The 21,096-nt window shown below is 25.0% G+C and carries 18 protein-coding genes, 2 tRNA genes, 1 rRNA gene and 1 pseudogene (1 of these 22 only partly in view); 14 read left to right on the top strand and 8 right to left on the bottom strand.

Annotation, left to right across the window (positions count from 1 at the left end; translation table 11 throughout):
- Positions 1 to 931: ribosomal RNA gene (locus STAT_RS01690) — 16S ribosomal RNA — on the bottom strand; it reaches 608 nt to the left of the window's first position.
- Positions 932 to 1,188: 257 nt separating this feature from the next.
- On the opposite strand from STAT_RS01690, the gene queA reads away from it, so the two are divergent.
- The 4 genes and pseudogenes from queA to STAT_RS03150 all read left to right on the top strand — a co-directional run bounded on the left by queA (position 1,189) and on the right by STAT_RS03150 (position 5,367).
- Entirely contained in the window at positions 1,189 to 2,232 is a 1,044-nt protein-coding gene (gene queA / locus STAT_RS01695; protein WP_119305529.1) for a tRNA preQ1(34) S-adenosylmethionine ribosyltransferase-isomerase QueA, read from the top strand.
- 37 nt (positions 2,233 to 2,269) lie between these two features.
- Complete coding sequence (locus STAT_RS01700) at positions 2,270 to 3,250, top strand: polyprenyl synthetase family protein (protein ID WP_119305530.1); 981 nt, start codon at positions 2,270 to 2,272, stop codon at positions 3,248 to 3,250.
- A gap of 9 nt (positions 3,251 to 3,259) precedes the next feature.
- Positions 3,260 to 3,537 (top strand): annotated as a pseudogene (locus tag STAT_RS03145) (toprim domain-containing protein); the annotation flags it as partial.
- Between the two features lie 144 nt (positions 3,538 to 3,681).
- The gene (locus tag STAT_RS03150) at positions 3,682 to 5,367 is read left to right on the top strand and encodes a type IA DNA topoisomerase (RefSeq protein WP_394798183.1); all 1,686 of its coding nucleotides are present in this window, start codon (positions 3,682 to 3,684) and stop codon (positions 5,365 to 5,367) included.
- Positions 5,368 to 5,381: 14 nt separating this feature from the next.
- Here STAT_RS03150 and STAT_RS01710 read toward each other — a convergent pair whose 3' ends face one another.
- Complete coding sequence (locus tag STAT_RS01710; protein ID WP_119305531.1) at positions 5,382 to 5,807, bottom strand: LvrA C-terminal domain-related protein; 426 nt, start codon at positions 5,805 to 5,807, stop codon at positions 5,382 to 5,384.
- 266 nt (positions 5,808 to 6,073) lie between these two features.
- On the opposite strand from STAT_RS01710, the gene rsmI reads away from it, so the two are divergent.
- Positions 6,074 to 6,748, top strand: coding sequence for a 16S rRNA (cytidine(1402)-2'-O)-methyltransferase (gene rsmI, locus STAT_RS01715; RefSeq protein WP_119305532.1), 675 nt, complete (start codon positions 6,074 to 6,076; stop codon positions 6,746 to 6,748).
- Here rsmI and STAT_RS01720 read toward each other — a convergent pair.
- Positions 6,745 to 7,734, bottom strand: a complete 990-nt coding sequence (locus STAT_RS01720; protein WP_119305841.1) for an aspartate-semialdehyde dehydrogenase — start codon at positions 7,732 to 7,734, stop codon at positions 6,745 to 6,747. The two genes, rsmI and STAT_RS01720, sit on opposite strands and share 4 nt — an antisense overlap.
- Before the next feature lie 62 nt (positions 7,735 to 7,796).
- Here STAT_RS01720 and gmk point away from each other — a divergent pair, with 62 nt between their 5' ends.
- Complete coding sequence (gene gmk / locus STAT_RS01725) at positions 7,797 to 8,378, top strand: guanylate kinase (RefSeq protein WP_119305533.1); 582 nt, start codon at positions 7,797 to 7,799, stop codon at positions 8,376 to 8,378.
- An 89-nt stretch (positions 8,379 to 8,467) separates the two neighbouring features.
- On the opposite strand, the gene STAT_RS01730 is transcribed toward gmk, so the two are convergent.
- Both STAT_RS01730 and STAT_RS01735 read right to left on the bottom strand, forming a co-directional pair.
- Positions 8,468 to 8,541: transfer RNA gene (locus tag STAT_RS01730), tRNA-Asn, on the bottom strand.
- Positions 8,519 to 8,974: an RpiB/LacA/LacB family sugar-phosphate isomerase gene (locus tag STAT_RS01735; RefSeq protein WP_119305534.1), complete on the bottom strand. Its 456-nt coding sequence runs from the start codon at positions 8,972 to 8,974 to the stop codon at positions 8,519 to 8,521. Before STAT_RS01735 ends, STAT_RS01730 begins: the two co-directional genes overlap by 23 nt.
- Positions 8,975 to 9,101: 127 nt before the next feature.
- On the opposite strand from STAT_RS01735, the gene STAT_RS01740 reads away from it, so the two are divergent.
- From STAT_RS01740 to STAT_RS01760, 5 genes are all read left to right on the top strand, one after another.
- Positions 9,102 to 10,304 carry a phosphoglycerate kinase gene (locus tag STAT_RS01740; protein WP_119305842.1) on the top strand — a complete coding sequence of 401 codons (1,203 nt, stop codon included), beginning with the start codon at positions 9,102 to 9,104 and terminating at the stop codon, positions 10,302 to 10,304.
- 51 nt (positions 10,305 to 10,355) lie between these two features.
- Positions 10,356 to 10,970, top strand: a complete 615-nt coding sequence (locus tag STAT_RS01745) for a superoxide dismutase (protein WP_119305535.1) — start codon at positions 10,356 to 10,358, stop codon at positions 10,968 to 10,970.
- 10 nt (positions 10,971 to 10,980) lie between these two features.
- Positions 10,981 to 11,334 (top strand): dihydroneopterin aldolase, encoded by a 354-nt coding sequence (gene folB / locus STAT_RS01750; RefSeq protein WP_119305536.1) that lies wholly within the window; start codon positions 10,981 to 10,983, stop codon positions 11,332 to 11,334.
- 15 nt (positions 11,335 to 11,349) lie between these two features.
- Positions 11,350 to 11,420: transfer RNA gene (locus STAT_RS01755), tRNA-Cys, on the top strand.
- A 72-nt stretch (positions 11,421 to 11,492) separates the two neighbouring features.
- Positions 11,493 to 12,230, top strand: coding sequence for a uroporphyrinogen-III synthase (locus STAT_RS01760; RefSeq protein WP_119305537.1), 738 nt, complete (start codon positions 11,493 to 11,495; stop codon positions 12,228 to 12,230).
- A 25-nt stretch (positions 12,231 to 12,255) separates the two neighbouring features.
- Here the strand turns inward: STAT_RS01760 and glmS are convergent, their stop codons facing one another.
- Both glmS and STAT_RS01770 read right to left on the bottom strand, forming a co-directional pair.
- Positions 12,256 to 14,106, bottom strand: a complete 1,851-nt coding sequence (gene glmS / locus STAT_RS01765; RefSeq protein WP_119305538.1) for a glutamine--fructose-6-phosphate transaminase (isomerizing) — start codon at positions 14,104 to 14,106, stop codon at positions 12,256 to 12,258.
- Between the two features lie 20 nt (positions 14,107 to 14,126).
- On the bottom strand, positions 14,127 to 14,945 hold the full coding sequence (locus tag STAT_RS01770) for a glycogen/starch synthase (RefSeq protein ID WP_119305539.1): 819 nt from the start codon (positions 14,943 to 14,945) through the stop codon (positions 14,127 to 14,129).
- 151 nt (positions 14,946 to 15,096) lie between these two features.
- On the opposite strand from STAT_RS01770, the gene rnr reads away from it, so the two are divergent.
- Complete coding sequence (rnr, locus tag STAT_RS01775) at positions 15,097 to 17,079, top strand: ribonuclease R (RefSeq protein ID WP_119305540.1); 1,983 nt, start codon at positions 15,097 to 15,099, stop codon at positions 17,077 to 17,079.
- Positions 17,080 to 17,084: 5 nt separating this feature from the next.
- Here the strand turns inward: rnr and coaD are convergent, their stop codons facing one another.
- Positions 17,085 to 17,564 (bottom strand): pantetheine-phosphate adenylyltransferase, encoded by a 480-nt coding sequence (gene coaD, locus STAT_RS01780; protein WP_119305541.1) that lies wholly within the window; start codon positions 17,562 to 17,564, stop codon positions 17,085 to 17,087.
- Between the two features lie 101 nt (positions 17,565 to 17,665).
- Here coaD and STAT_RS01785 point away from each other — a divergent pair, with 101 nt between their 5' ends.
- Entirely contained in the window at positions 17,666 to 18,709 is a 1,044-nt protein-coding gene (locus tag STAT_RS01785; RefSeq protein ID WP_119305542.1) for a PSP1 domain-containing protein, read from the top strand.
- A gap of 17 nt (positions 18,710 to 18,726) precedes the next feature.
- A complete protein-coding gene (locus STAT_RS01790; protein WP_244273550.1) occupies positions 18,727 to 21,096 on the top strand; it encodes a transglycosylase domain-containing protein in 2,370 nt (789 codons plus the stop codon).

Here is a 21,096-nt window from a genome sequence, read left to right on the forward strand (position 1 = left end):
CCGTCAATTCCTTTGAGTTTCAGCCTTGCGACCGTACTCCCCAGGTGGATCACTTATCACTTTCGCTTAGTCACTGAAAAATTAATCCAACAACTAGTGATCATCGTTTACGGCGTGGACTACCAGGGTATCTAATCCTGTTTGCTCCCCACGCTTTCGTGCCTCAGCGTCAGTATAGACTTAGTAACCTGCTTTCGCGATCGGTGTTCTGTGTAATATCTATGCATTTCACCGCTACACTACACATTCCAGCTACTCCAATCTCACTCAAGTCTACCAGTATCAATAGCCATTTTAACAGTTAAGCTGCAATATTTCACTACTGACTTAATAAACCGCCTACGCACCCTTTAAACCCAATAAATCCGGATAACGCTTGTGTCCTCCGTATTACCGCGGCTGCTGGCACGGAGTTTGCCGACACTTATTCGTATAGTACATTCATAATTCTTATCACGTAAGAATTTTTATTCCTAAACAAAAGCAGTTTACAACCCGTAAGGCATTCTTCCTGCACGCGGCGTGGCTGGTTCAGAGTTTCCTCCATTGACCAATATTCCTCACTGCTGCCTCCCGTAGGAGTCTGGTCCGTGTCTCAGTACCAGTGTGGGGGATCACCCTCTCAGGCCCCCTACTGATCATTGTCTTGGTAAGCTTTTACCTTACCAACTAACTAATCAGACGCACGCCCATCTTTTGCCGCATTTCTGCTTTAATAATAAAATCATGCGACCTTATTATACCATAGAATATTAATCTAAGTTTCCTCAGGCTATTTTCTAGCAAAAGGTAGGTTACGTACGTGTTACGCACCCGTACGCCGGTCGCCATCAAAATCTATTGTTACATAAATTTTATGTTGCCCCTCGACTTGCATGTGTTAAGCCCGCCGCTAGCGTTCATCCTGAGCCAGGATCAAACTCTCCGTTGTAAAAAAAATTAATATCAAATACGTAAAACCTTATTAAAAAATCTAAGCATCAGGTCTAGAAGCTTCTTTATGCTATATTTTATTAAAACAAAGAACTATATAAAAACATTATACTTTAAATAAATTAAAAATGCAAGTGTACATTTTTTTTATCAAAAAAGTTTTAAATAAAAACAAATGTATATATATTTTTCCGTTAGAAAAAAAATAATTATATATATGAAAATAAAATGTATAAATTTTTCTAATTCATTGATATGAAAACTTCAGATTTTGATTTTAAATATCCTATAAATCTTCTTGCTAAATTTCCTACTCAAGAAAGAGATGAGTCCAAATTAATGATTATTCATAGAAAAAATAAAAAAATAGAACATAAATTTTTTAAAAATTTACATGAATATTTTGAGGAAGGAGATACTTTAATTCTTAATAATACTAAGGTTTTTCCTGCAAGATTATTTGGAAATAAGGAAAAAACAGAAGCCAAAATAGAGGTTTTTTTACTTAGAGAATTAGATCCAAAAGATAGAACATGGGATGTATTAGTTGATCCCGCAAGAAAAGTAAGAGTAGGAAACAAATTAAATTTTGGAAATGAATTGACAGGAGAAGTTATAGATAATACTACTTCTAGAGGAAGAATCTTACAACTTAATTTTAATGGATCACATAAAAAACTTATAAAGAAAATAAAGGAATTAGGAAAAACTCCTTTACCCAAATATATTAATAGAAAACCAGAAAAAAACGATAAAATACGTTATCAAACTATATATGCAAAAGAAGAAGGATCCGTAGCAGCACCTACAGCTGGATTACATTTTTCAAAACATTTATTAAAAAAATTAGAAATAAAAGGAATTAATTTAGTAGAAGTTACTTTACATTTAGGCTTAGGAAGTTTTTTACCTGTGGATGTTGAAGATATATCAAAACATAAAATGGACTCTGAAAAATGTTTTATAAATGAAAATACATGTAAAATAGTAAATTTTGCTATACAAAGAAAAAAAAAAATTTGTGCTGTAGGAACTTCTTCTATGAGAGCAATTGAAAGTTCTGTTTCTTCCAAAAAAAAATTAAATCCATTTTATGGATGGACCAATAAATTTATTTTTCCTCCATATAATTTCAATATAGCCAATTCTATGATTACAAATTTTCACATGCCAAAATCTACATTACTTATGATGACAGCCGCTTTTGCGAATTTTGATTTAATAAAAAAAGCCTACCAAATAGCAATAGAAAAAAAATATAGATTTTATTCTTATGGAGATGCTATGTTAATATTATAAGATATCATCAATGATAAAAAGATAAACAATAGATGTTATGAATATTGTTTTAGAAAAAATAAAAAATACTATAAAAAAAGAAATAGAAGAATTTGAAAAACAATTTCAAAATATAATTCAAGATAATGATATCCCTATTATAGATAAAATAACTCATTATATTATTCACAGAAAGGGAAAATTAATTCGTCCTATACTTATTTTCTTAATTGCGAAAATGTTAGGAAATATACAAAAAAAAACATATCATACAGCTTGTTTGATCGAACTCATACACATAGCTACACTTGTACATGATGATGTTATTGATAACAGCTTTTTACGTCGTGGTTCTTTTTCTATAAATGCTATATGGAAAAATAAAATAGCTGTTTTAATTGGAGATTATTTACTTTCTAAAAGTCTCTTAATTGCAACAAATAATAATTATTATGATTTACTTAAAATTATATGTAAAACTATAAAAGATATGAGTGAAGGAGAATTATTACAAATTGAAAAATCCAGAAAATTAAACATTACTGAAAAAATTTATAATCAAATTGTTTATCATAAAACAGCAAGTTTAATTGCTACTTCCTGTGAAGCAGGTTCTCGTTCAGTTAATACAAATGAAAAAACAGCTTTAAAAATGAGAAAATTTGGAATCTTTACAGGTATAGCTTTTCAAATTAAAGATGATTTATTTGATTATGAAGAAAAAAATGAAAAACTCATAGGAAAACCTGTAGGAATCGATTTTAGAGAAAAAAAAATGACACTTCCTCTTATTTACACTATTCAAAAAGCTTCTAAAAAAGATCAAAAATGTATATTAAACTATATAAAAAATTATGATGAAAAAAAAAGATATAAAATCATAAATTATGTAAAAAAATATGGAGGATTGGAATATGCTACTCAGAAAATGATTAAATTTCGTAACAATGCATTAAAAATTTTGGAAATTTATCCAGAAGGAACAATTAAAGATGCATTAAAAACAATGGTTAATTTTATTATAGAAAGAAATCAATAGATAATTACTATGAAAAAAAATTTGGTGATCGTAGAATCCCCAACTAAAGCTCATACAATACAAAAATTTCTTGGAAAAAATTATAGTGTCGTATCTAGTTATGGACATATTATAGATTTACCAGAAAAAGAAATAGGAATTAAAATTCAAGAAAATTTTAAACCCAATTATGTAATATTATCTAAAAAAAAAAAATTATTCAAAATCTTAAAAATTTAATTGAAAAACATGAAATTATTTGGCTAGCTTCTGATGAAGATCGTGAAGGAGAATCAATTGCCTATCAAATTTATAAAACATTTAATATACCTAGTGAAAAATACAAAAGAATAGTTTTTCACGAAATTACAAAAAAAGCTATTTTACGTTCTTTAAAAAATCCAAGATCAATTGATTATAATTTAGTTTATGCTCAACAAACTAGACGAATTATAGATCGATTAGTAGGATTTCAATTATCTCCTATTTTATGGAAAAAAATAAAAACAGGACTATCTGCTGGTAGAGTTCAGTCTGTTGCTGTAAAATTAATAGTGGAACAAGAAAAAAAAATTCAAAATTTTATTCCTTGTTCAGTTTATCAAATAACTGGAACTTTTACTAATTCTGAAAAAAAAATAAGTCTTAATGCTAAATTTGAAAAAAAAATAGAAGACAAAAAAAAATTGAAGAATATTTTATCATTATGTATTAATAGTATTTTTAAAATAAAAAAAATTGTTAAAAAAAAAGAAGAAAAAAGTCCACCATTTCCGTTTACCACTTCTTCTCTACAACAGGAAGCTTTCTATAGACTAAATTATTCCATATATAAAACGATGTTGTTAGCTCAAAAATTGTATGAAAAAGGATTTATTACATACATTCGAACAGATAGTACCAATTTATCAAAAAGTATATTATTAGATATTAAAAATTTTATACTTTCTTCATATGGAAAAAAATATTTATCTATAAAAAAATTTTATATAAAAAAAAATAGACTATCTCAAGAAGCTCATGAAGCAATTCATCCTACTATCATTAATTTTGAAAAAGATTATCTAAATTCTTTAGAAGAATCTCAAAAACGTCTTTATAAACTAATATGGAAACGAACAATCATAGGACAAATGAAAAATGCAATTTTTGAAAAAAAAGATATTTATATTCAATCTTCTCATTTGAAAGAAAATTTTTTTATTTGTACAAAAAAAACTGTTTTATTTGATGGATTTATGAAAATATCAAATAAAGAAAAAAAACTTGATCTTGATACAAAAATTATAAAAGGGGCTTTTTTAGAAAGAAAAGAAATCACTGCTAAACAAACTACTAAAAATCATTTATATAGATACAACGAGGCTAGCTTAGTAAAAAAATTGGAACAACTAGGAATCGGAAGACCTTCTACTTACGTTCCCACTATTCTTACTATTCAAAAAAGAAATTATATTGATATACAAAAAATTTCAAAAAAAATAGAAACACGTGAAACTTTTCTCTTAAAAGGAGATATTATTACTAAAAAAAATGACAAAATTATTGAAATAGAAAAAAACAAATTTTTTCCTACAGAAATGGGTATTTTAACTACTAATTTTTTAAAAAAAAATTTTTATGAAATAATAAATTATAGTTTTACTGCAAAATTAGAAGAAAAATTTGATAATATAGCTAAAGGAAAACAATCTTGTATTAAAGTTCTTGAAGACTTTTACAATGAATTTTACAAAAAAATACAATATGTTAAAAACAATGTAGATAAAATTCACAAAAAACGTCTTCTTGGAAAAGATCCAAGATCTAAAAAAGAAATTTTTGTAAGAATAGCAAAATATGGACCAGTTATTCAAATAGGAGAATTTCATAAAAAAGATAAACCAAAATTTTATCCTTTATTAAATAAACAAAAAATAGAAGAAATATCTTTAATAGAAGCTTTAAAAATTATTGAATTACCAAAATTATTGGGAACTTTTAAAGAGAAAGAAATTTTATTGAAAATTAACAAATATAATATTTATATTAAATATAATAATAAATCAATTCCAATTGATGAAAAAATTTTTTTTGAAAATTCATTGAATTTAGAAAAAGCCATTAACATTATAATAGAAAATACAAAAGGTAAATGAAATAAAAACTAATTTTAAGTATCAAAATATCTTTGATTTAAATAAGTTGTTGGATAAGCTTGATTATGTCCCGTACGTTTAATATGATCTAAATATTTTGGAATATAGGATAATGCTTTAACTCTATCAGATAAAGACATTCTATTCCATATATTTTCAGCCATTTTTTTTTTTCCTATTTTGTATTTATAATCTGTCCAAAAGCGACTAAAAGATAAATCAGCAGGAATTTCTTCTATAGAAAAAAAAGAAGCTTTAGATTTTTTCATTTTAATTATAATAGATTCATTATAAGGTAAATACTTACCTATCCATATATAATGTGATAAAGAAATCCTTTCAGGAAAAAGAACTTCTCTTAAAGAACCATTTAAATCATATTTAAATATAATATCTCCAGAAACTAAACGACTTTTAAATATATATTGTTTTCCTATCATTATTATTTATTTCATCAACATTAACATTTTATTATGATTATAAAAAAATAATCACTTTCTTTTTTTTATGTTTCTTATGAAAAAAATTTCAGTTTTAAAAATATTTAACATAATCTAGTTTAAAGATTTTTAAATTAACATGTTTATAAAATTTCATCAAATTATAACAATTAATAATTACTATAAATTTTTTGTTAACGTAACAAAAGTTATGGATTTTTATCTTTAAAAGATATTTTTTAGATTAAACATTTTTAAATTTTAATATGTTATATATTGTACCTACTCCTATAGGAAATTTAGAAGATTTTACTTTCAGAAGTTTACGAATATTAAAAGAAGTAGATTTAATTTTAGTAGAAAATTATAAAGTTTCTAAAAAATTATTAGATTTTTATTATATCAGAAACAATATAAATAAATATCATATTTACAATGAACATAAAATAATTCCTTCTCTTATAAAAAAGATAAAAGAGGGAAAAAAATTAGCGTTAATATCTAATGCGGGAACTCCAAGTATATCTGATCCAGGTTTTTTGCTCATAAGATCTTGTATTAAAGCTTCTATTTCTATAGAATGTTTACCTGGACCTACAGCTTTTGTTCCAGCATTAGTTTCTTCCGGTATATCTACTAATGAATTTGTTTTTATAGGGTTTCTACCCAAAAAAAAAAGAAAAACTAAACTAGAGAATTTATCTAAAGAAAATAGAACTGTTGTGTTATATGAATCTCCTCATAGATTATTGCAAACATTAAATGATATAAAATATTTTTTTGGATCAAAAAGAAATATTGCTATATGTAAAGAAATATCAAAATACTTTCAAAATATCTCAAGAGGTAATATAGAAAAAATGATTACATATTATAAAAATATAAAAAAAATATTAGGCGAGTATACTATTATTATTGAAAAAATTTTGAAAAAAAATTAAACATAATTTTTTTGTGTTAAATATTCCGCAATCTGAATTGCATTAGTAGCTGCTCCTTTGTGAAGATTATCTGCTACTATCCAAAGATTTATAGAATTTTGAAATGAAAAATCTTCTCGAATTCTACCTACAAAAACTTCGTCTTTTCCATGAGCATATAATGGCATTGGATAAATATTTTTTTTTGGATTATCCTGAACTATTATTCCCTTTATTTTTAATAAAATTTTATAAATACAATCTATATCAGGTTTTTTTTCAAATGTAATGTTAACACTTTCTGAGTGTCCTCCTATAACAGGAACACGTACAGCAGTTGCTGTTATTCCTATATTATAATTGTTCATTATTTTTTTAGTTTCATTTATTAATTTTATCTCTTCTAGTGTATATTTATTTTCTGTGAAAGAATCACAATGAGGTAAAATATTTTGATAAATAGGATATGGATAAGCTTTTTTAGAAAAAATTCCTTTTTCTTCTTGATATAATTGATCTAATGCCTGTTTTCCTGTTCCTGTTACTGATTGATAAGTTGAAACAATAATTCTTTTAATTATATATTTTATATGCAATGGAAATAGTACCATAACTAATTGTATTGTAGAACAATTTGGATTTGCAATAATTTTATCCTTTTTGCATAAACAAGAAGCATTTATTTCAGGAACAATTAATTTTTTTTCTGAATCCATTCTCCATGCAGAAGAGTTGTCTATAATTGTAGATCCTATATCTGAAAATTTTTTTGCCCATTCTTTTGATATATTAGATCCCGCTGAAAATAAAACAATATCAGGTTTCTTTTTGAATAAATCATATATACTAATGACTTTATACGTTCTTTTTTTAAAAAAAATAGTTTTCCCTATAGATTTATTAGAAGCGGATAAGTATAACTTTTTTAATGGAAAATTTCTTTTTTCTAAAAGATCAATCATGACACGACCTACCATACCTGTAACACCTACTATTCCTAGTTTCATTTTATACGAATTTTTTTTATAAAAACTTAATTTTCCATAATGGAACAAAGTTAGATAAAATAATGAAAAAAGGAAAAATGATTATTTTATCAGGTCCTTCTGGATCTGGAAAAACTACTATTTCACATTGTTTACTTTCAAAATTTACAGAATTAAAATTTTCTGTTTCATGTACTACACGATCGATTCGAAATAATGAAATACATGGAAAAGATTATTATTTTTTATCTGTAAATTCTTTTGTTTCTAAAATAAAAAAACATCAATTCGCAGAATGGGAAGAAGTGTATCCTAAGTTATTTTACGGAACTTTAAAAGACGAAATTTTTAAAATTTGGAAATCAAATAAACATATTTTGGTCGATATAGATGTAAAAGGAGGAATAAATTTAAAACAACAATATCCTAATAATTCTTTATCCATATTTATAATGGTGAATTCTATAAAAATTTTAAAAAAAAGATTATTTACAAGATCTTTTTTTGAAAAAAATAATAAAACAAATATAAACGTCCGTTTAAATAAAGCTAGAAAAGAAAATAGCTATGCAAAATTATTTGATTTTATTTTATTCAATATTGACTTATATCAAACAAAAAAAGAAGCAATTCATATTGTTTCCAATTTTATTCATGGAAAATAAACAATAATCGGGGTGACTGGAATAAATCCAGTTATCACATGCCCCCCAGACATGTGTATACATTAACTAATTAAATGACACCCCGATGACTCCTCAGGCTGGATTCGAACCAGCGACACCCTGATTAACAGTCAGGTGCTCTAACCAGCTGAGCTACTGAGGATTTTAGGAATTTTTTCTATTCTTCTTTTATGCCTTCCTCCTTCAAAATTTGTTTTCAAAAAAATTTCTACAATTTCTATAATTTCACTTTTATTTATAAAACGAGCCGGAAAACTAATAACATTAGCATTATTATGTTTTCTTGCTAAAATAGCAATTTCTTTGTTCCATACTAAAGCTGCACGAATTTTATTGTATTTATTAGCCGTCATAGCTGCTCCATTTCCACTTCCACATATAATAATTCCAAAATTAGCTTTTCCTTGATTTACAAATTTTGCTGTAGGATGAATAAAATCTGGATAATCAACTCGTTTTCCATTATTTTCCGAAAATCCAAAATCTTTGATTTTATAACCTTGTTCAATTAAAAAATTGTTGATTGCATATTTATAATGTATTCCCGTATGATCAGATCCTATTGCTATTAACATTACATTTTTTTGCAAAAAAAAAACAGGAGTAAATATACACTAAAAATTTGGTTTTTTTTATTATTTTTATTGTTATAACATGTTAAACATGACAATTAATGTTTATCATATATTACACTATACTATAATGAAAATAAAAACTGTTGAAAATTTCAATTTTGAAAATCAAACAGCTCTGGTAAGAGTAGATTTTAACGTTCCTGTAAACAAATTTCAAGAAATAATAGATGATACACGTATTCAATATAGTATTCCTACTATTCAAAAAATTCTTTCAGAAAAAGGAAAAATCGTTCTTATTTCTCATTTTGGAAGACCAAAGGGAAAACCTTCTAAAATTTTTTCTTTAAAATTTTTAGCTAATTTTTTATCCAAAAAACTAAAAATCAATGTATCTTTTTTCGAAGATTGTATAGGAGAAACGGCAATAAAAAAAGTTCGTGAATTAAAAAATAGCGAAATTTTGTTGTTGGAAAATTTACGTTTTTATAAAGAAGAAGAAGAAGAAGATATAAATTTTGCTTATGAATTATCAAAATTAGGAGACATATATGTTAACGATGCTTTTGGAGTTGTTCATCGTTTTCATACTTCTATAACTCTTCTTCCAAAATTTTTTGAAAACAAAAAATGTATTGGTTTTCTTATGAAAAAAGAAATTCAATATTTAAACCAATTTTTATATGGAAAAGGAAAAAGGCCAATTACTATTTTATTAGGAGGAGCGAAAATCTCTTCTAAAATAAAAATAATTGAAAATCTTATTAATCTTGCAGATTTTATCCTAATAGGCGGAGGAATGTCGTTTCCTTTTATCAAAATAAAAGGAGGAAAAATAGGAAATTCTATAATTGAAAAAGATCAAATAATCGAAAAAACATTAAAAAAAATTTATTCTAAATATAAAAATAAAATAAATATTATACATCTTCCATATGATGTAGTAATAGCTGATTCATTCAAAAATGAATCTAATACTAAAATTGTTCCTATTCATTCTATTCCAAATGGATGGATGGGATTAGACATAGGTCCTATTTCTATAAAAAATTTTTGTAAAATTATAGAAAAATCAAAAACCATTTTATGGAATGGACCTTTAGGTGTTTTCGAATTCGCGAATTTTTCTTTAGGAACTAAATCCATAGCAAGAACTATTGCAAATGTAACTGAGAGAGGGGCTTTTTCTCTAGTAGGAGGGGGGGATTCTATTGCTTCATTAAAAATGGAAAATTGTGATAAAAAAATTAGTTATTTGTCTACTGGAGGAGGAGCTATGCTGGCTAGTTTAAAAAATAAAATACTTCCCGGAATAAATGCTATAATATAAAAATAAATGGTTTTTAATTATATTTGTTTTCTTAATCATTAAAAAATAGTTATGTCGTTTAAACTTCCAAAGTTACCTTATTCATACAAGGATTTTGAACCTTATATAGACAGAAAAACTATGGATATTCATTATAATAAACATCATGCTACTTATACGAATAATTTAAATAAGGAAATTTCAAATACAAGCATGAAAAATTTATCCATAATAGAAATTTTAAAAAGAGCTCATATTGAATCTCCAGCTATACGAAATAATGGAGGGGGTTTTTATAATCATAATCTTTTTTGGGATATATTAGTTCCTCATACAAAATATACTCACCCAAGCAGAGAGTTTAATGAAGTTTTTCAAAAAAATTTTGATTCGTTTGATCTTTTTAAAGATAATTTTTATAAAGTTTCAGTAAATCATTTTGGTTCTGGTTGGATTTGGTTATGCGTAACAGAAGAAAAATTAAAAATTTGTTCTACAATGAATCAAGATAATCCTATTATGCATGGAATGGGATGTGAAGGTACTCCAATATTAGGATTGGATATATGGGAACATGCTTATTATTTACAATATCAAAATCGTCGTTTAGATTACATATCCTCTTTTTGGAAGATAGTAAATTGGATAAAAGTGGAAGAAAATTATAAAAAAGAAAGAAATAAATAATATTTTTTTCATGGGAAAAATTGTATTAGAAAATATTAAATTATTTGGGTTTCATGGATGCATGCCAGAAGAGGGATATATTGGATCTCATTATACAATTCAATTAGAAATCGAATTTGATTTTCATCAGGCATCATCTAGTGATGATTTATCCAAAACTATTAATTATGTAGATTTGTATTCTATTGTTAAAAAAGAAATGAACATCAATTCTAAATTAATTGAACATTTAGCGAAAAGAATAACTCAAAAGATAAAAGAATATAAAAAACCTTTAATAAAAGGTACAAAAATAAAAATTTGCAAAGAAAACCCTCCATTACAAGGAAATGTAGATAGAGTATGTTTTATTTTAGATAATTGATTATTTTTTTTTAATGGCACTGTGGCCGAATGGAAAGGCATGGGTCTGCAAAACCTCTTATAGCGGTTCGATTCCGCTCTGTGCCTTTTTAAATTTTATTAATTTTTCATAAGTATATTTAAATTTTTCAAAATTAACTCTATTGTATAAAAAAAAGAATGAAGATAAATAGTATTCTGATTTCACAACCTCTTAGTGGTTGTTCTAATGCGCCGTATATAAAACTTAGTAAAAACAAAAATATAAATATCGATTTTCGATCTTTTATAGAAGTAAAAGGAGCATCATCTAATGATATAAGAAAACAAAAAATAAACTTTTCTGATTTTACCGTTGTTCTTTTTATTAGTAAGAAATCTATAGATCATTATTTCAGATTGGCAAAATCTATGCGATTTAAAGTTCCTATCTCCATGAGATATATCTGTCAAACAAAAACTATAGCTTATTATCTACAAAAATATATTATCTTTCGAAAAAGAAAAATTCATATTGGAAATAAATCATTTAAAGATATACTTCCCTATATTCAAAAACATTTTAGAGAGAAATTTATTTTGCCTTCTTCAGATATACTGAAACCAGAGATTCCTGATATGTTAAATAAACAAAATATTTTTTGGAAAAGAGCAATTTTATATAAAACAACTTCTAGCGATTTATCTGATTTAAAACATGTATACTATGATATTTTAGTTTTTTTTAGTCCAGCAGAAATCAAGTCTTTATTTGATAATTTTCCTAATTTTGATCAAAATAATATTAAAATTGCTACTTTTGGAGAAAACACTTTAAATGCGGCTTACAAAGCAGGATTAAAAATTGATATAAAAGTACCAACACCGAAATTTCCTTCTATGGCTATGGCTTTAGAAGAATATATTATAAAAAATTAAAATATTTTATTTTTAAAATAATTATTTATTCTACTGTTACTGATTTTGCTAAATTTCTTGGTTGATCTACATTTTTTCCACGAGAAAAAGCAATTTGGTAAGCGAATAATTGAAGAGGGATAACCGTTATTAACGGACTAAGTATTTCATCAGTATTCGGAATTTCTATTACATGATCTGCTAATAGATTAACTTGAATATCTCCTTTATTAACGATAGCTATAACTTTTCCTTTTCTAGCTTTGATTTCTTGAATATTTCCAATAATTTTATCGTAACATCCTTTTTTTGTAGCAATAATGACTACTGGCATATTTTCATCAATTAGAGCTATAGGGCCATGTTTCATCTCTGCTGCAGGATATCCTTCCGCATGAATATAGGATATTTCTTTTAATTTCAAAGCTCCTTCTAAAGCAACAGGAAAATTAATACCTCGACCTAAATAAATAAAATTATTTACATTATGATATAATTGAGATATTTTTTTTATGGTATCATTCATTTTTAAAACATAATTAACTTTTTCTGGAATTGCACCAAGTTCTTCACATAAAAATTTATAGCGATTATCATCAATTGCATATCTATATTTTCCTATAATCAAAGCTAATAAAACAAGAACTGTAATTTGTGCTGTAAAAGCTTTTGTAGAAGCAACACTAATTTCAGGTCCTGCATGTGTATAAGCTCCTGCATCTACACTCCGCGCTATGGTTGATCCTACTACATTACAAATTCCAAACACAAAAGCTCCTTTTTTTTTTGCTAATTTTAAAGCGGCTAAAGTATCAGCCGTTTCTCCTGATTGAGAAATTACAATAATAATATTTTTTTTTCCTATAACAGGATTTCTATACCTAAATTCAGAAGCATATTCTACTTCTACACGAATACGTGTTAATTCCTCTAATAAATATTCTCCTATTAAACTAGCGTGCCACGATGTACCACATGCCACTATGGTTATAGATTCAGCATTTACAAAAATTTCTTTATGGGATTCAATTCCATCAATACAAATGATCTTTTCTGGAATTAGTAAACGGCCTCGTAAAGTATCTGAAATTGTTTTAGATTGTTCATAAACTTCTTTTAACATAAAATATTTATATTTTCCTTTTTCAATTTTATTTAAATTAATTTGAAGTTTTTTTATAATTGGATTCAATCGATGGTTATCTATAATTTTTCTAAGATCTAAATCCTTTCCTTTTTTAAGAATTGCCATTTCCCCATCTTTTAAATAAAGAACATTTTTTGTATAATCTATAAAAGAAATAGGGTCCGATGAAACAAAAAATTCTTTTTCATTAATTCCTAAAGATAAAGGACTTCCTAATTTTGCAATAATAATTGTTCCAGGATGGGATTTTTCTACTATAGCAATAGAATAAGCACCTATAATTTCATTTAATGAAATTCTTACAGCTTCTTCTAAAGATAATTTATTTTCTTTTTTAAGATATTCAATTAAATTTACAAGAACTTCTGTATCTGTTTTGCTTTTAAAAATAAATCCATTTTTTAATAAAATAACTTTGATAGCATAATAATTTTCTATAATTCCATTATGAATCATAATCAATTCATCAGAATTAGAGACATGAGGGTGGGCATTAATATCATCTGGTATACCATGGGTCGCCCATCTTGTATGACCAATTCCCATTGTTCCTTTTATTTGGCCTCTACATGAAGAAATTTTCTTTTCCAATTCATAAACTCTTCCCTTTGTTTTATATAATTTATATTCATTTTCAAAAAATATAGCAATTCCAGAACTATCATATCCTCTATATTCCAATTTTTTCAACCCATTAATAAGAATAGGATAGGCTTGTCTATAACCTAAATAACCAATTATACCACACATTTTAAATGAAAAATATCTATTTAATTTATCTGTTCTAAAACACTTTCTTTATAAAATTGTTGATAAACGGTTTCTATTTCTTCTATAGGATAATATTTTAATACTAGAAGTTTATTCACTTTTATATAATCTTCTATTTCCTCTGGAAAAAAAAGATCCCCTTTTATAATGGCATCCGAAAAATACATACACAATTTAATTAAATTAAAATAATTTGGATTTTCTAATAATTTTAACTTTATAGATTTGATTCCATCAAATTTTATTTTTTGTACAATGTTTTTATTTAAAAATCCTTTAAAAGGTTTGTTATAAATAGATACAACGATTTTTACATTTTTATATACGGGATCGTTTTTATAAAAATTTTTAATATATAAAGGAATTAAAAAACTCATCCATCCATATATGTGGATTATGTCTGGTTTCCAATTTAATTTTTTTACAGTTTCTAAAACTCCTTTTGTAAAAAATAAAGCTCTTTCATCATTATCTAGAAAAAAAATTCCATTTTCATCTTCATCTATTGCCTTTCTTTTGAAATATTCTTCGTTATCTATGAAATAAACTTGTAATCTAACATCAGGGATAGACGCTACTTTTATTAATAAAGGTTGATCAATATCATTGATTACTAAATTCATACCTGATAAACGAATAACTTCATGTAATTGATGTCTTCTTTCATTAATGACTCCAAAACGAGGCATAAATATACGTACATCATTTCCTACTGATTGCATAAATTTAGTAGCTTTTAATACTGATAAAGATATAGGATTCTCTGAAGAAAATGGGAATAAATCCGAAGAAACATATAATATACGTTTATCTGTCATCTTAGAGTTATTTTTATTTTTTTATATATAGTAAAAAAACGGATAATTGCAAATATAATAAATAATATCCTACTAAGTTTCCTAAAAAACATTTTCTATTTTTTTAGGAAAAATATTTAGATTATAGATTTTTAATTTTTATAGTATAGATATGTTTTATCATGAAAAAAGAAATAAAAAAAAATATTATAATAATTTATATACAGGATTAATTAATATTACTAATCATGGATATGCATTTGTTCATGTAAATTATTTTCAAAAAGATATTTTTATTCCAAAAAATAAAACTAATCGAGCATTGGAAGGAGATCTAGTAAAAATAAAGTTCTCTTATTGTAATAAAAAAAGAACAAAAATAAAAGGAGAAGTATTAAAAATTATAAAAAGAAAAACTAAACAATTCATTGGAATATTAAAAAAATCGAACATTCAATCCAATAATAAATACGGAATTGTACATAATAATAATATTCATGTAGATATTCTAGTTCCCATGAAAAAATTGGAAAAGTATCATCATAATGACAAAGTTTTGGTTCAATTTATATCATGGCCTAAGAAATTAAAGAATCCTTTGGGAAAAATTATAAAAGTATTCGGATCTTCTGGAGAATATAATACAGAAATTTATTCTTTATTAAAAGAAAATGGAATATCCTCTAATTTTTCAGAAAAAATAGAAAATGAAGCTAAAGAAATTTTTTCTAAACAACTTATAGATTTAAGCCTTAGAAGAGATATGCGAAATGTAAATACTTTTACTATAGACCCCTTAAACGCAAAAGATTTTGATGATGCACTTTCTATTAGAAAATTGAATTATGATATTTGGGAAATAGGAGTACATATTTCTGATGTTTCTCATTATATAAAAGAAGGAAGTTTATTAGATCAAGAAGCATATTCACGTGCTACATCAATTTATTTTGTGGGTAAGGTTATTCCTATGCTTCCAAAAATATTATCTGATAATCTTTGTTCTTTACAACCAAAAAAAGACAAATTAAGTTTTTCTTATATTTTTAATATAAATAGTCAAGGAAAAATATTAAAAAGTTGGTTTGGAAAAACTATAATACAATCTAATCGAAAATTTACATATGAAGAAGTTCAGTATATCATAGAACAAAAAAAAGGAGATTATTACGAAGATATTTACACATTATTTTCATTTTCTAAAATATTAATTCAAAATCGATTGAAAAATGGAGGAATTTATTTAGAAAAAGTAGAAGTTAAATTTCATCTAGATGAAAAAAACAATCCGATATCTTTACACTTGGAAAAAAATAACGATGCTCATCGTTTGATTGAAGAATTTATGTTGTTAACTAATCGAAAAATTTCAGAATTTGTTAGCTTAAATTTGGATGGAAAACCTTCTAATAAACTCTATATTTACAGAGTACATGACAAACCTGATTTTCAAAAAATTTTTTCTCTTAAAAAAATTATAGAACCTTTAGGTTATTTTTTAGATTTAAAAAATATAAAAACTTCTATTAATCATTTATTAAAAAAAATAAAAGGAAAACCAGAACAAAACATGATTGAGAACTTAATTCTTCGTTCTATGAGTAAAGCTAAATATTCCACAAAAAATATAGGACATTATGGTTTATCTTTCATTTGTTACACTCATTTTACTTCTCCCATAAGAAGATATTCAGATATAATTGCTCATCGTTTATTATATTATTATTTAACAATAAACAAAAAAAGGAATCAAAATGAAAAACAAAAACTTAACACAACAGAATTTTATGAAAAACAAACCCAATATTGTAGCCATAAAGAACGTTTAGCTATAGATATAGAAAGAGAATTTTTAAAATTTTTGCAAGTAAAATATATAAAAAAATTTATAGGGAAAGAATTTTATGGTATTATTACGGGTTTTACTGATTGGAGTGTTTATATTGATTTATTATTGTTTCAAACTGAAGGAATGGTAAAATTACGTGATATTAAAGAGGATTCTTATATTCTAAATTCAAATAATTATAGTATAATTGGAAAAAAAACAAAAAAAATTTATTATTTAGGAGATAAAGTAAAAGTAAAACTTATGGATGTTGATATAGAAAAAAAACAAATTATTCTTGATTGGATCAATCATGCTATGATATAATTTTATTATATTATTCTAACACTAGAAGGTACAAATATTGTATAATCTCCTCCATTTTTTATTACATCTCTCACAATACAAGAACTGATATAAGATTTATCATAAGAAGCAAAAAGATAAACTGTTTCAATAAAATATTTATTACATAATTTTTGATTTACAAAATCAATATTTTTTTCCAATTCAAAATCCAATTGATTTCGGATTCCTCTTAATAAAAATCTAGCTTTTTTTTTTATACAAAAAGAAATAGTTAATCCATTGAATGAATCTATTTCTATTTTTTGTGATAACTTTAAAAAAGTTTTTTGGATCCACTTTTTTCTTTTTTCAATAGAAAACATATTTTTTTTTTCAAAATTGTTTCCAATAGCTATAATAATTTTATCAAATAAATTTAAAGCTCTAACAATAATATCATAATGTCCTAAAGTAATAGGATCAAAAGTGCCAGGAAATATTGCTATTTTTATTTTTTTATTCATTTTTTTTTAGAAATATATATATTTATATAATTTTTTTTATGAAAAATATAGTTTATTCTTTCTTAATAAATATAAAATATTATTATTATTAAATATAAATAATGAACAAATCATGTCATGATTGTTTTTTAAATAAATGTTCAAAAAAAGAAAATCTTCTTCAAAAAAAACAATGTTACAAATTTAATGTATTGGATTGGTTATCTAATATTCAAACTCCTTTTGAATATCAAAAATATGATATTGTAGAAATAAAATTTAAAAATGATAGAAAAGAATTTTTTCTTAATCAAGAAAAAATATTCCTTGATCAAGGAGATATTGTGACTGTAGAAACAAAATCCGGTATAGGATATGATATAGGAGTAGTTTATTTAACTGGAGAATTGGTAAAATTACAAATAAGAAATAAGACTGTTAATTTTAAAAAAATATATAGAAAATCAACATATAAAGAAATAAATATTTGGAAATCTTTTAAGAAAAAAGAAACTAAAACTCTTTTCATAGCTAAAAAGCTTGCAAAAAATTTAAATCTATTTATGAAAATTAGTGATATAGAATATCAAGGAGATGGAAAAAAAGCTGTTTTTTATTATACAGCTGAAAATAGAATAGATTTTAGAAAATTAATTAAAGAATTTGCTTTATATTTTCGTACGCATATAGAAATGCGTCAAATAGGATATAGACAAGAAGCAGCAAAAATTGGGGGTATTGGTTCTTGTGGGCGTGAACTTTGTTGTACTACTTGGTTAAAAAATTTTAAAAGTGTAACAACTAATTCAGCAAGATATCAACAACTTTCTATAAATATTAAAAAATTAACCGGACAATGTAGCAAATTAAAATGCTGTCTTAACTATGAATTAGATGCTTATTTAGATGCTATTAAAGATTTTCCAGATTTTAATAGAAAAATTTATACAGAAAAAGGAATTGCTAAATGTATGAAAATTGATGTTTTTAAACAAAAAATATGGTTTTCTTATATTAAAAAGCCCAATACTTGGTTTAGAATAAAAGTAAAAAAAATTAAAGAAATTTTAGAAAAAAATAGAATCACCCCTCCTTTAGAAGAATTATCAACTATTAATACTACTATTCAAAAAACAGAATTAAGGTTTAAAGATATATCTATATAATATAAAATAATTTTTTCGTGTATAAAAAAAGTACAAAAAAAATTTTTTTCTTTTATAAACTTATTTTTTATTTTTGGTTTTTATTTTTTATAGGAATAGGCATTGTTATGCTTATTTTTTATGCAGCTTTCAAAGGTTATTTAGGAACATTACCTAGTACTAAGGATATAGAAAATCCTGCTATGAAAGTAGGATCAGAAGTATATGATTCTAATGGGATATTATTAGGGAAATTTTTTTCCGAAAATAGAACTTTAGTTACTTATAAACAACTTCCAAAAAATCTTGTTAATGCACTTCTTGCAAAAGAAGATATTCGTTTTAAATATCATTCTGGAATTGATGTTAAATCTTTTCTTAGAGCTATTCTTTCTTTAGGAAAAAAAGGAGGAGGTAGTACTATATCACAACAGTTAGCAAAACTTCTTTTTACAGGACCATCTGCAAAAAACAAATTGCATAGAATTCATCAAAAACTTTTAGAATGGGTTATGGCTATTGAGTTAGAAAAACGTTATACAAAGGAAGAAATTATTACTATGTATTATAATAAATTTGATTTTTTGTATAATGCAAAAGGAATAGAAACAGCGGCTCATACTTATTTTAATAAAAATGTATCTGACCTAAATTTAGGAGAATGCGCTATATTAGTAGGAATGCTAGAAAATCCTTCTTTATATAATCCTAGAAATTATCCTAATAGAACAAAAAAACAAAGAAATTTAGTTTTATATCAAATGAAAAAATATAATTTCTTAAATGTACATATATATAAAAAAGAATTAAAAAAACCTGTAAAAATAAATTTTAAAATACAAAAAAAAGATTTTGAATTACTTACTTATTATGGAGAATTTTTAAAAAAAGAAATTCAAGAAGCTTTAAATGAATATGAAGAAAAAACTGGAAAAAAACTTAATCTTTATTCTAGTGGATTAAAAATATATACATCAATTGATGCTAAAATGCAAAGTTATGCAGAAAAAGCCGTAAAAATACATCTTAGTCAGTTACAAATTTTATTTAATCGTTTTCAGAAAACGAATAAAAATGCTCCATTTTTAAATATTTCTCCAAAAAAAACAAAACAAATCCTCATATCTGCAATGCACAGAACCTCTCTTTACCAAGATTTAAGACAAAAAGGATTAAAAGAAGAAGAAATCATAAAAATATTTAAGAAACCACAACTGATCAAATTGTTTACTTGGAAGGGATCTAAAAAAGTATTTATGTCTCCATGGAATTTTATTCGTTATCAAAAAAGTATTATACAAGCAGGAATGTTATCAGTAGAACCATCTACTGGATTTATTAAAGCATGGGTAGGAGGAATAGATTTTAACTATTTTCAATATGATCATGTAGCACAAACACAACGTCAAGTTGGTTCTGTTTTTAAACCTATTTTATATGCTGCAGCTATTAATAAATTGCATTATAATCCTTGTACAAAAATTTCAAATGAAAAATTTCATTTGGGAAAATGGAGTCCCAGAAATTCTAATGGAAAATACGGAGGATTTCTTACTTTAAAAGATGGATTAGCTTTTTCTGTAAATACTATTTCAGCTCGTTTAATATCACAGATTACACCAAATCCAGTAATTAATTTAGCAAAAAAAATGGGTATAGAATCGATAATTCCTAAAAACCCATCTATTGCACTTGGTTCGGCTGATTTGACTTTATATGAAATGACAGGAGCGTTTAATACATTTACCAATTATGGTTTTTACGTTAAACCCTCTATTTTAGTTAAGATAGAAGATGAAAATGAAAATTTAATTAAAGAACATATAGATTTTAGTAGAAAACAAGTTTTTAGTGAAGAAGTAGGATATATTATGTTAAAATTAATGCAAGGAGTAGTTAAATATGGAACAGCAAAAAGATTACAATCTTATAATATTACAGGAGATATAGCTGGAAAAACAGGAACAACTAATGAAAATTCAGATGGATGGTTTATAGGCATGATTCCTAATCTAACTACCGGAGTTTGGGTAGGTTGGGAAGACCGATTTTCTCATTTTGAAAGCATAAAATTAGGACAAGGAGCAAATATGGCTTTACCTATATGGGCTTATTATATGAAAAGCTTGTATAAAGATATGAATTTAATTTATCATAATAAATTATTATTCCAAAAACCTAAAAATTATCAATCTTATTGGGATTATTGTTATGAACCTGAACCTATTCTTAAAGAACAAGAAGAGGGTCCTTTTAATAAAGAAAAAAGTGAAGAAAAAAGTGAAGGAGAAAGTGAAGGAGAAAGTGAAGGAGAAAATGAAGGAGAAAGTGAAGGAGAAAAAAATTCTTTAAAAAAAATTATATATTTTGATGGAAAATTCAGTTTAGAAAATAAAAAAAGTTTATGA

The organism is Blattabacterium cuenoti STAT, from assembly GCF_003573915.1.
Lineage (GTDB): Bacteria > Bacteroidota > Bacteroidia > Flavobacteriales > Blattabacteriaceae > Blattabacterium > Blattabacterium cuenoti_A.

Coding starts and splice junctions, on each gene's coding strand:
- STAT_RS01700 (WP_119305530.1), top strand. CDS start 2,270: ATGAATATTGTTTTAGAAAAAATAAAAAATACTATAAAAAAAGAAATA.
- STAT_RS01760 (WP_119305537.1), top strand. CDS start 11,493: ATGAAGATAAATAGTATTCTGATTTCACAACCTCTTAGTGGTTGTTCT.
- coaD (WP_119305541.1), bottom strand. CDS start 17,564: ATGAATAAAAAAATAAAAATAGCAATATTTCCTGGCACTTTTGATCCT.
- gmk (WP_119305533.1), top strand. CDS start 7,797: ATGAAAAAAGGAAAAATGATTATTTTATCAGGTCCTTCTGGATCTGGA.
- STAT_RS01785 (WP_119305542.1), top strand. CDS start 17,666: ATGAACAAATCATGTCATGATTGTTTTTTAAATAAATGTTCAAAAAAA.
- STAT_RS01710 (WP_119305531.1), bottom strand. CDS start 5,807: ATGATAGGAAAACAATATATATTTAAAAGTCGTTTAGTTTCTGGAGAT.
- folB (WP_119305536.1), top strand. CDS start 10,981: ATGGGAAAAATTGTATTAGAAAATATTAAATTATTTGGGTTTCATGGA.
- STAT_RS01720 (WP_119305841.1), bottom strand. CDS start 7,734: ATGAAACTAGGAATAGTAGGTGTTACAGGTATGGTAGGTCGTGTCATG.
- STAT_RS01745 (WP_119305535.1), top strand. CDS start 10,356: ATGTCGTTTAAACTTCCAAAGTTACCTTATTCATACAAGGATTTTGAA.
- queA (WP_119305529.1), top strand. CDS start 1,189: ATGAAAACTTCAGATTTTGATTTTAAATATCCTATAAATCTTCTTGCT.
- STAT_RS01735 (WP_119305534.1), bottom strand. CDS start 8,974: ATGTTAATAGCAATAGGATCTGATCATACGGGAATACATTATAAATAT.
- rnr (WP_119305540.1), top strand. CDS start 15,097: ATGTTTTATCATGAAAAAAGAAATAAAAAAAAATATTATAATAATTTA.
- rsmI (WP_119305532.1), top strand. CDS start 6,074: ATGTTATATATTGTACCTACTCCTATAGGAAATTTAGAAGATTTTACT.
- STAT_RS01740 (WP_119305842.1), top strand. CDS start 9,102: ATGAAAATAAAAACTGTTGAAAATTTCAATTTTGAAAATCAAACAGCT.
- glmS (WP_119305538.1), bottom strand. CDS start 14,106: ATGTGTGGTATAATTGGTTATTTAGGTTATAGACAAGCCTATCCTATT.
- STAT_RS01770 (WP_119305539.1), bottom strand. CDS start 14,945: ATGACAGATAAACGTATATTATATGTTTCTTCGGATTTATTCCCATTT.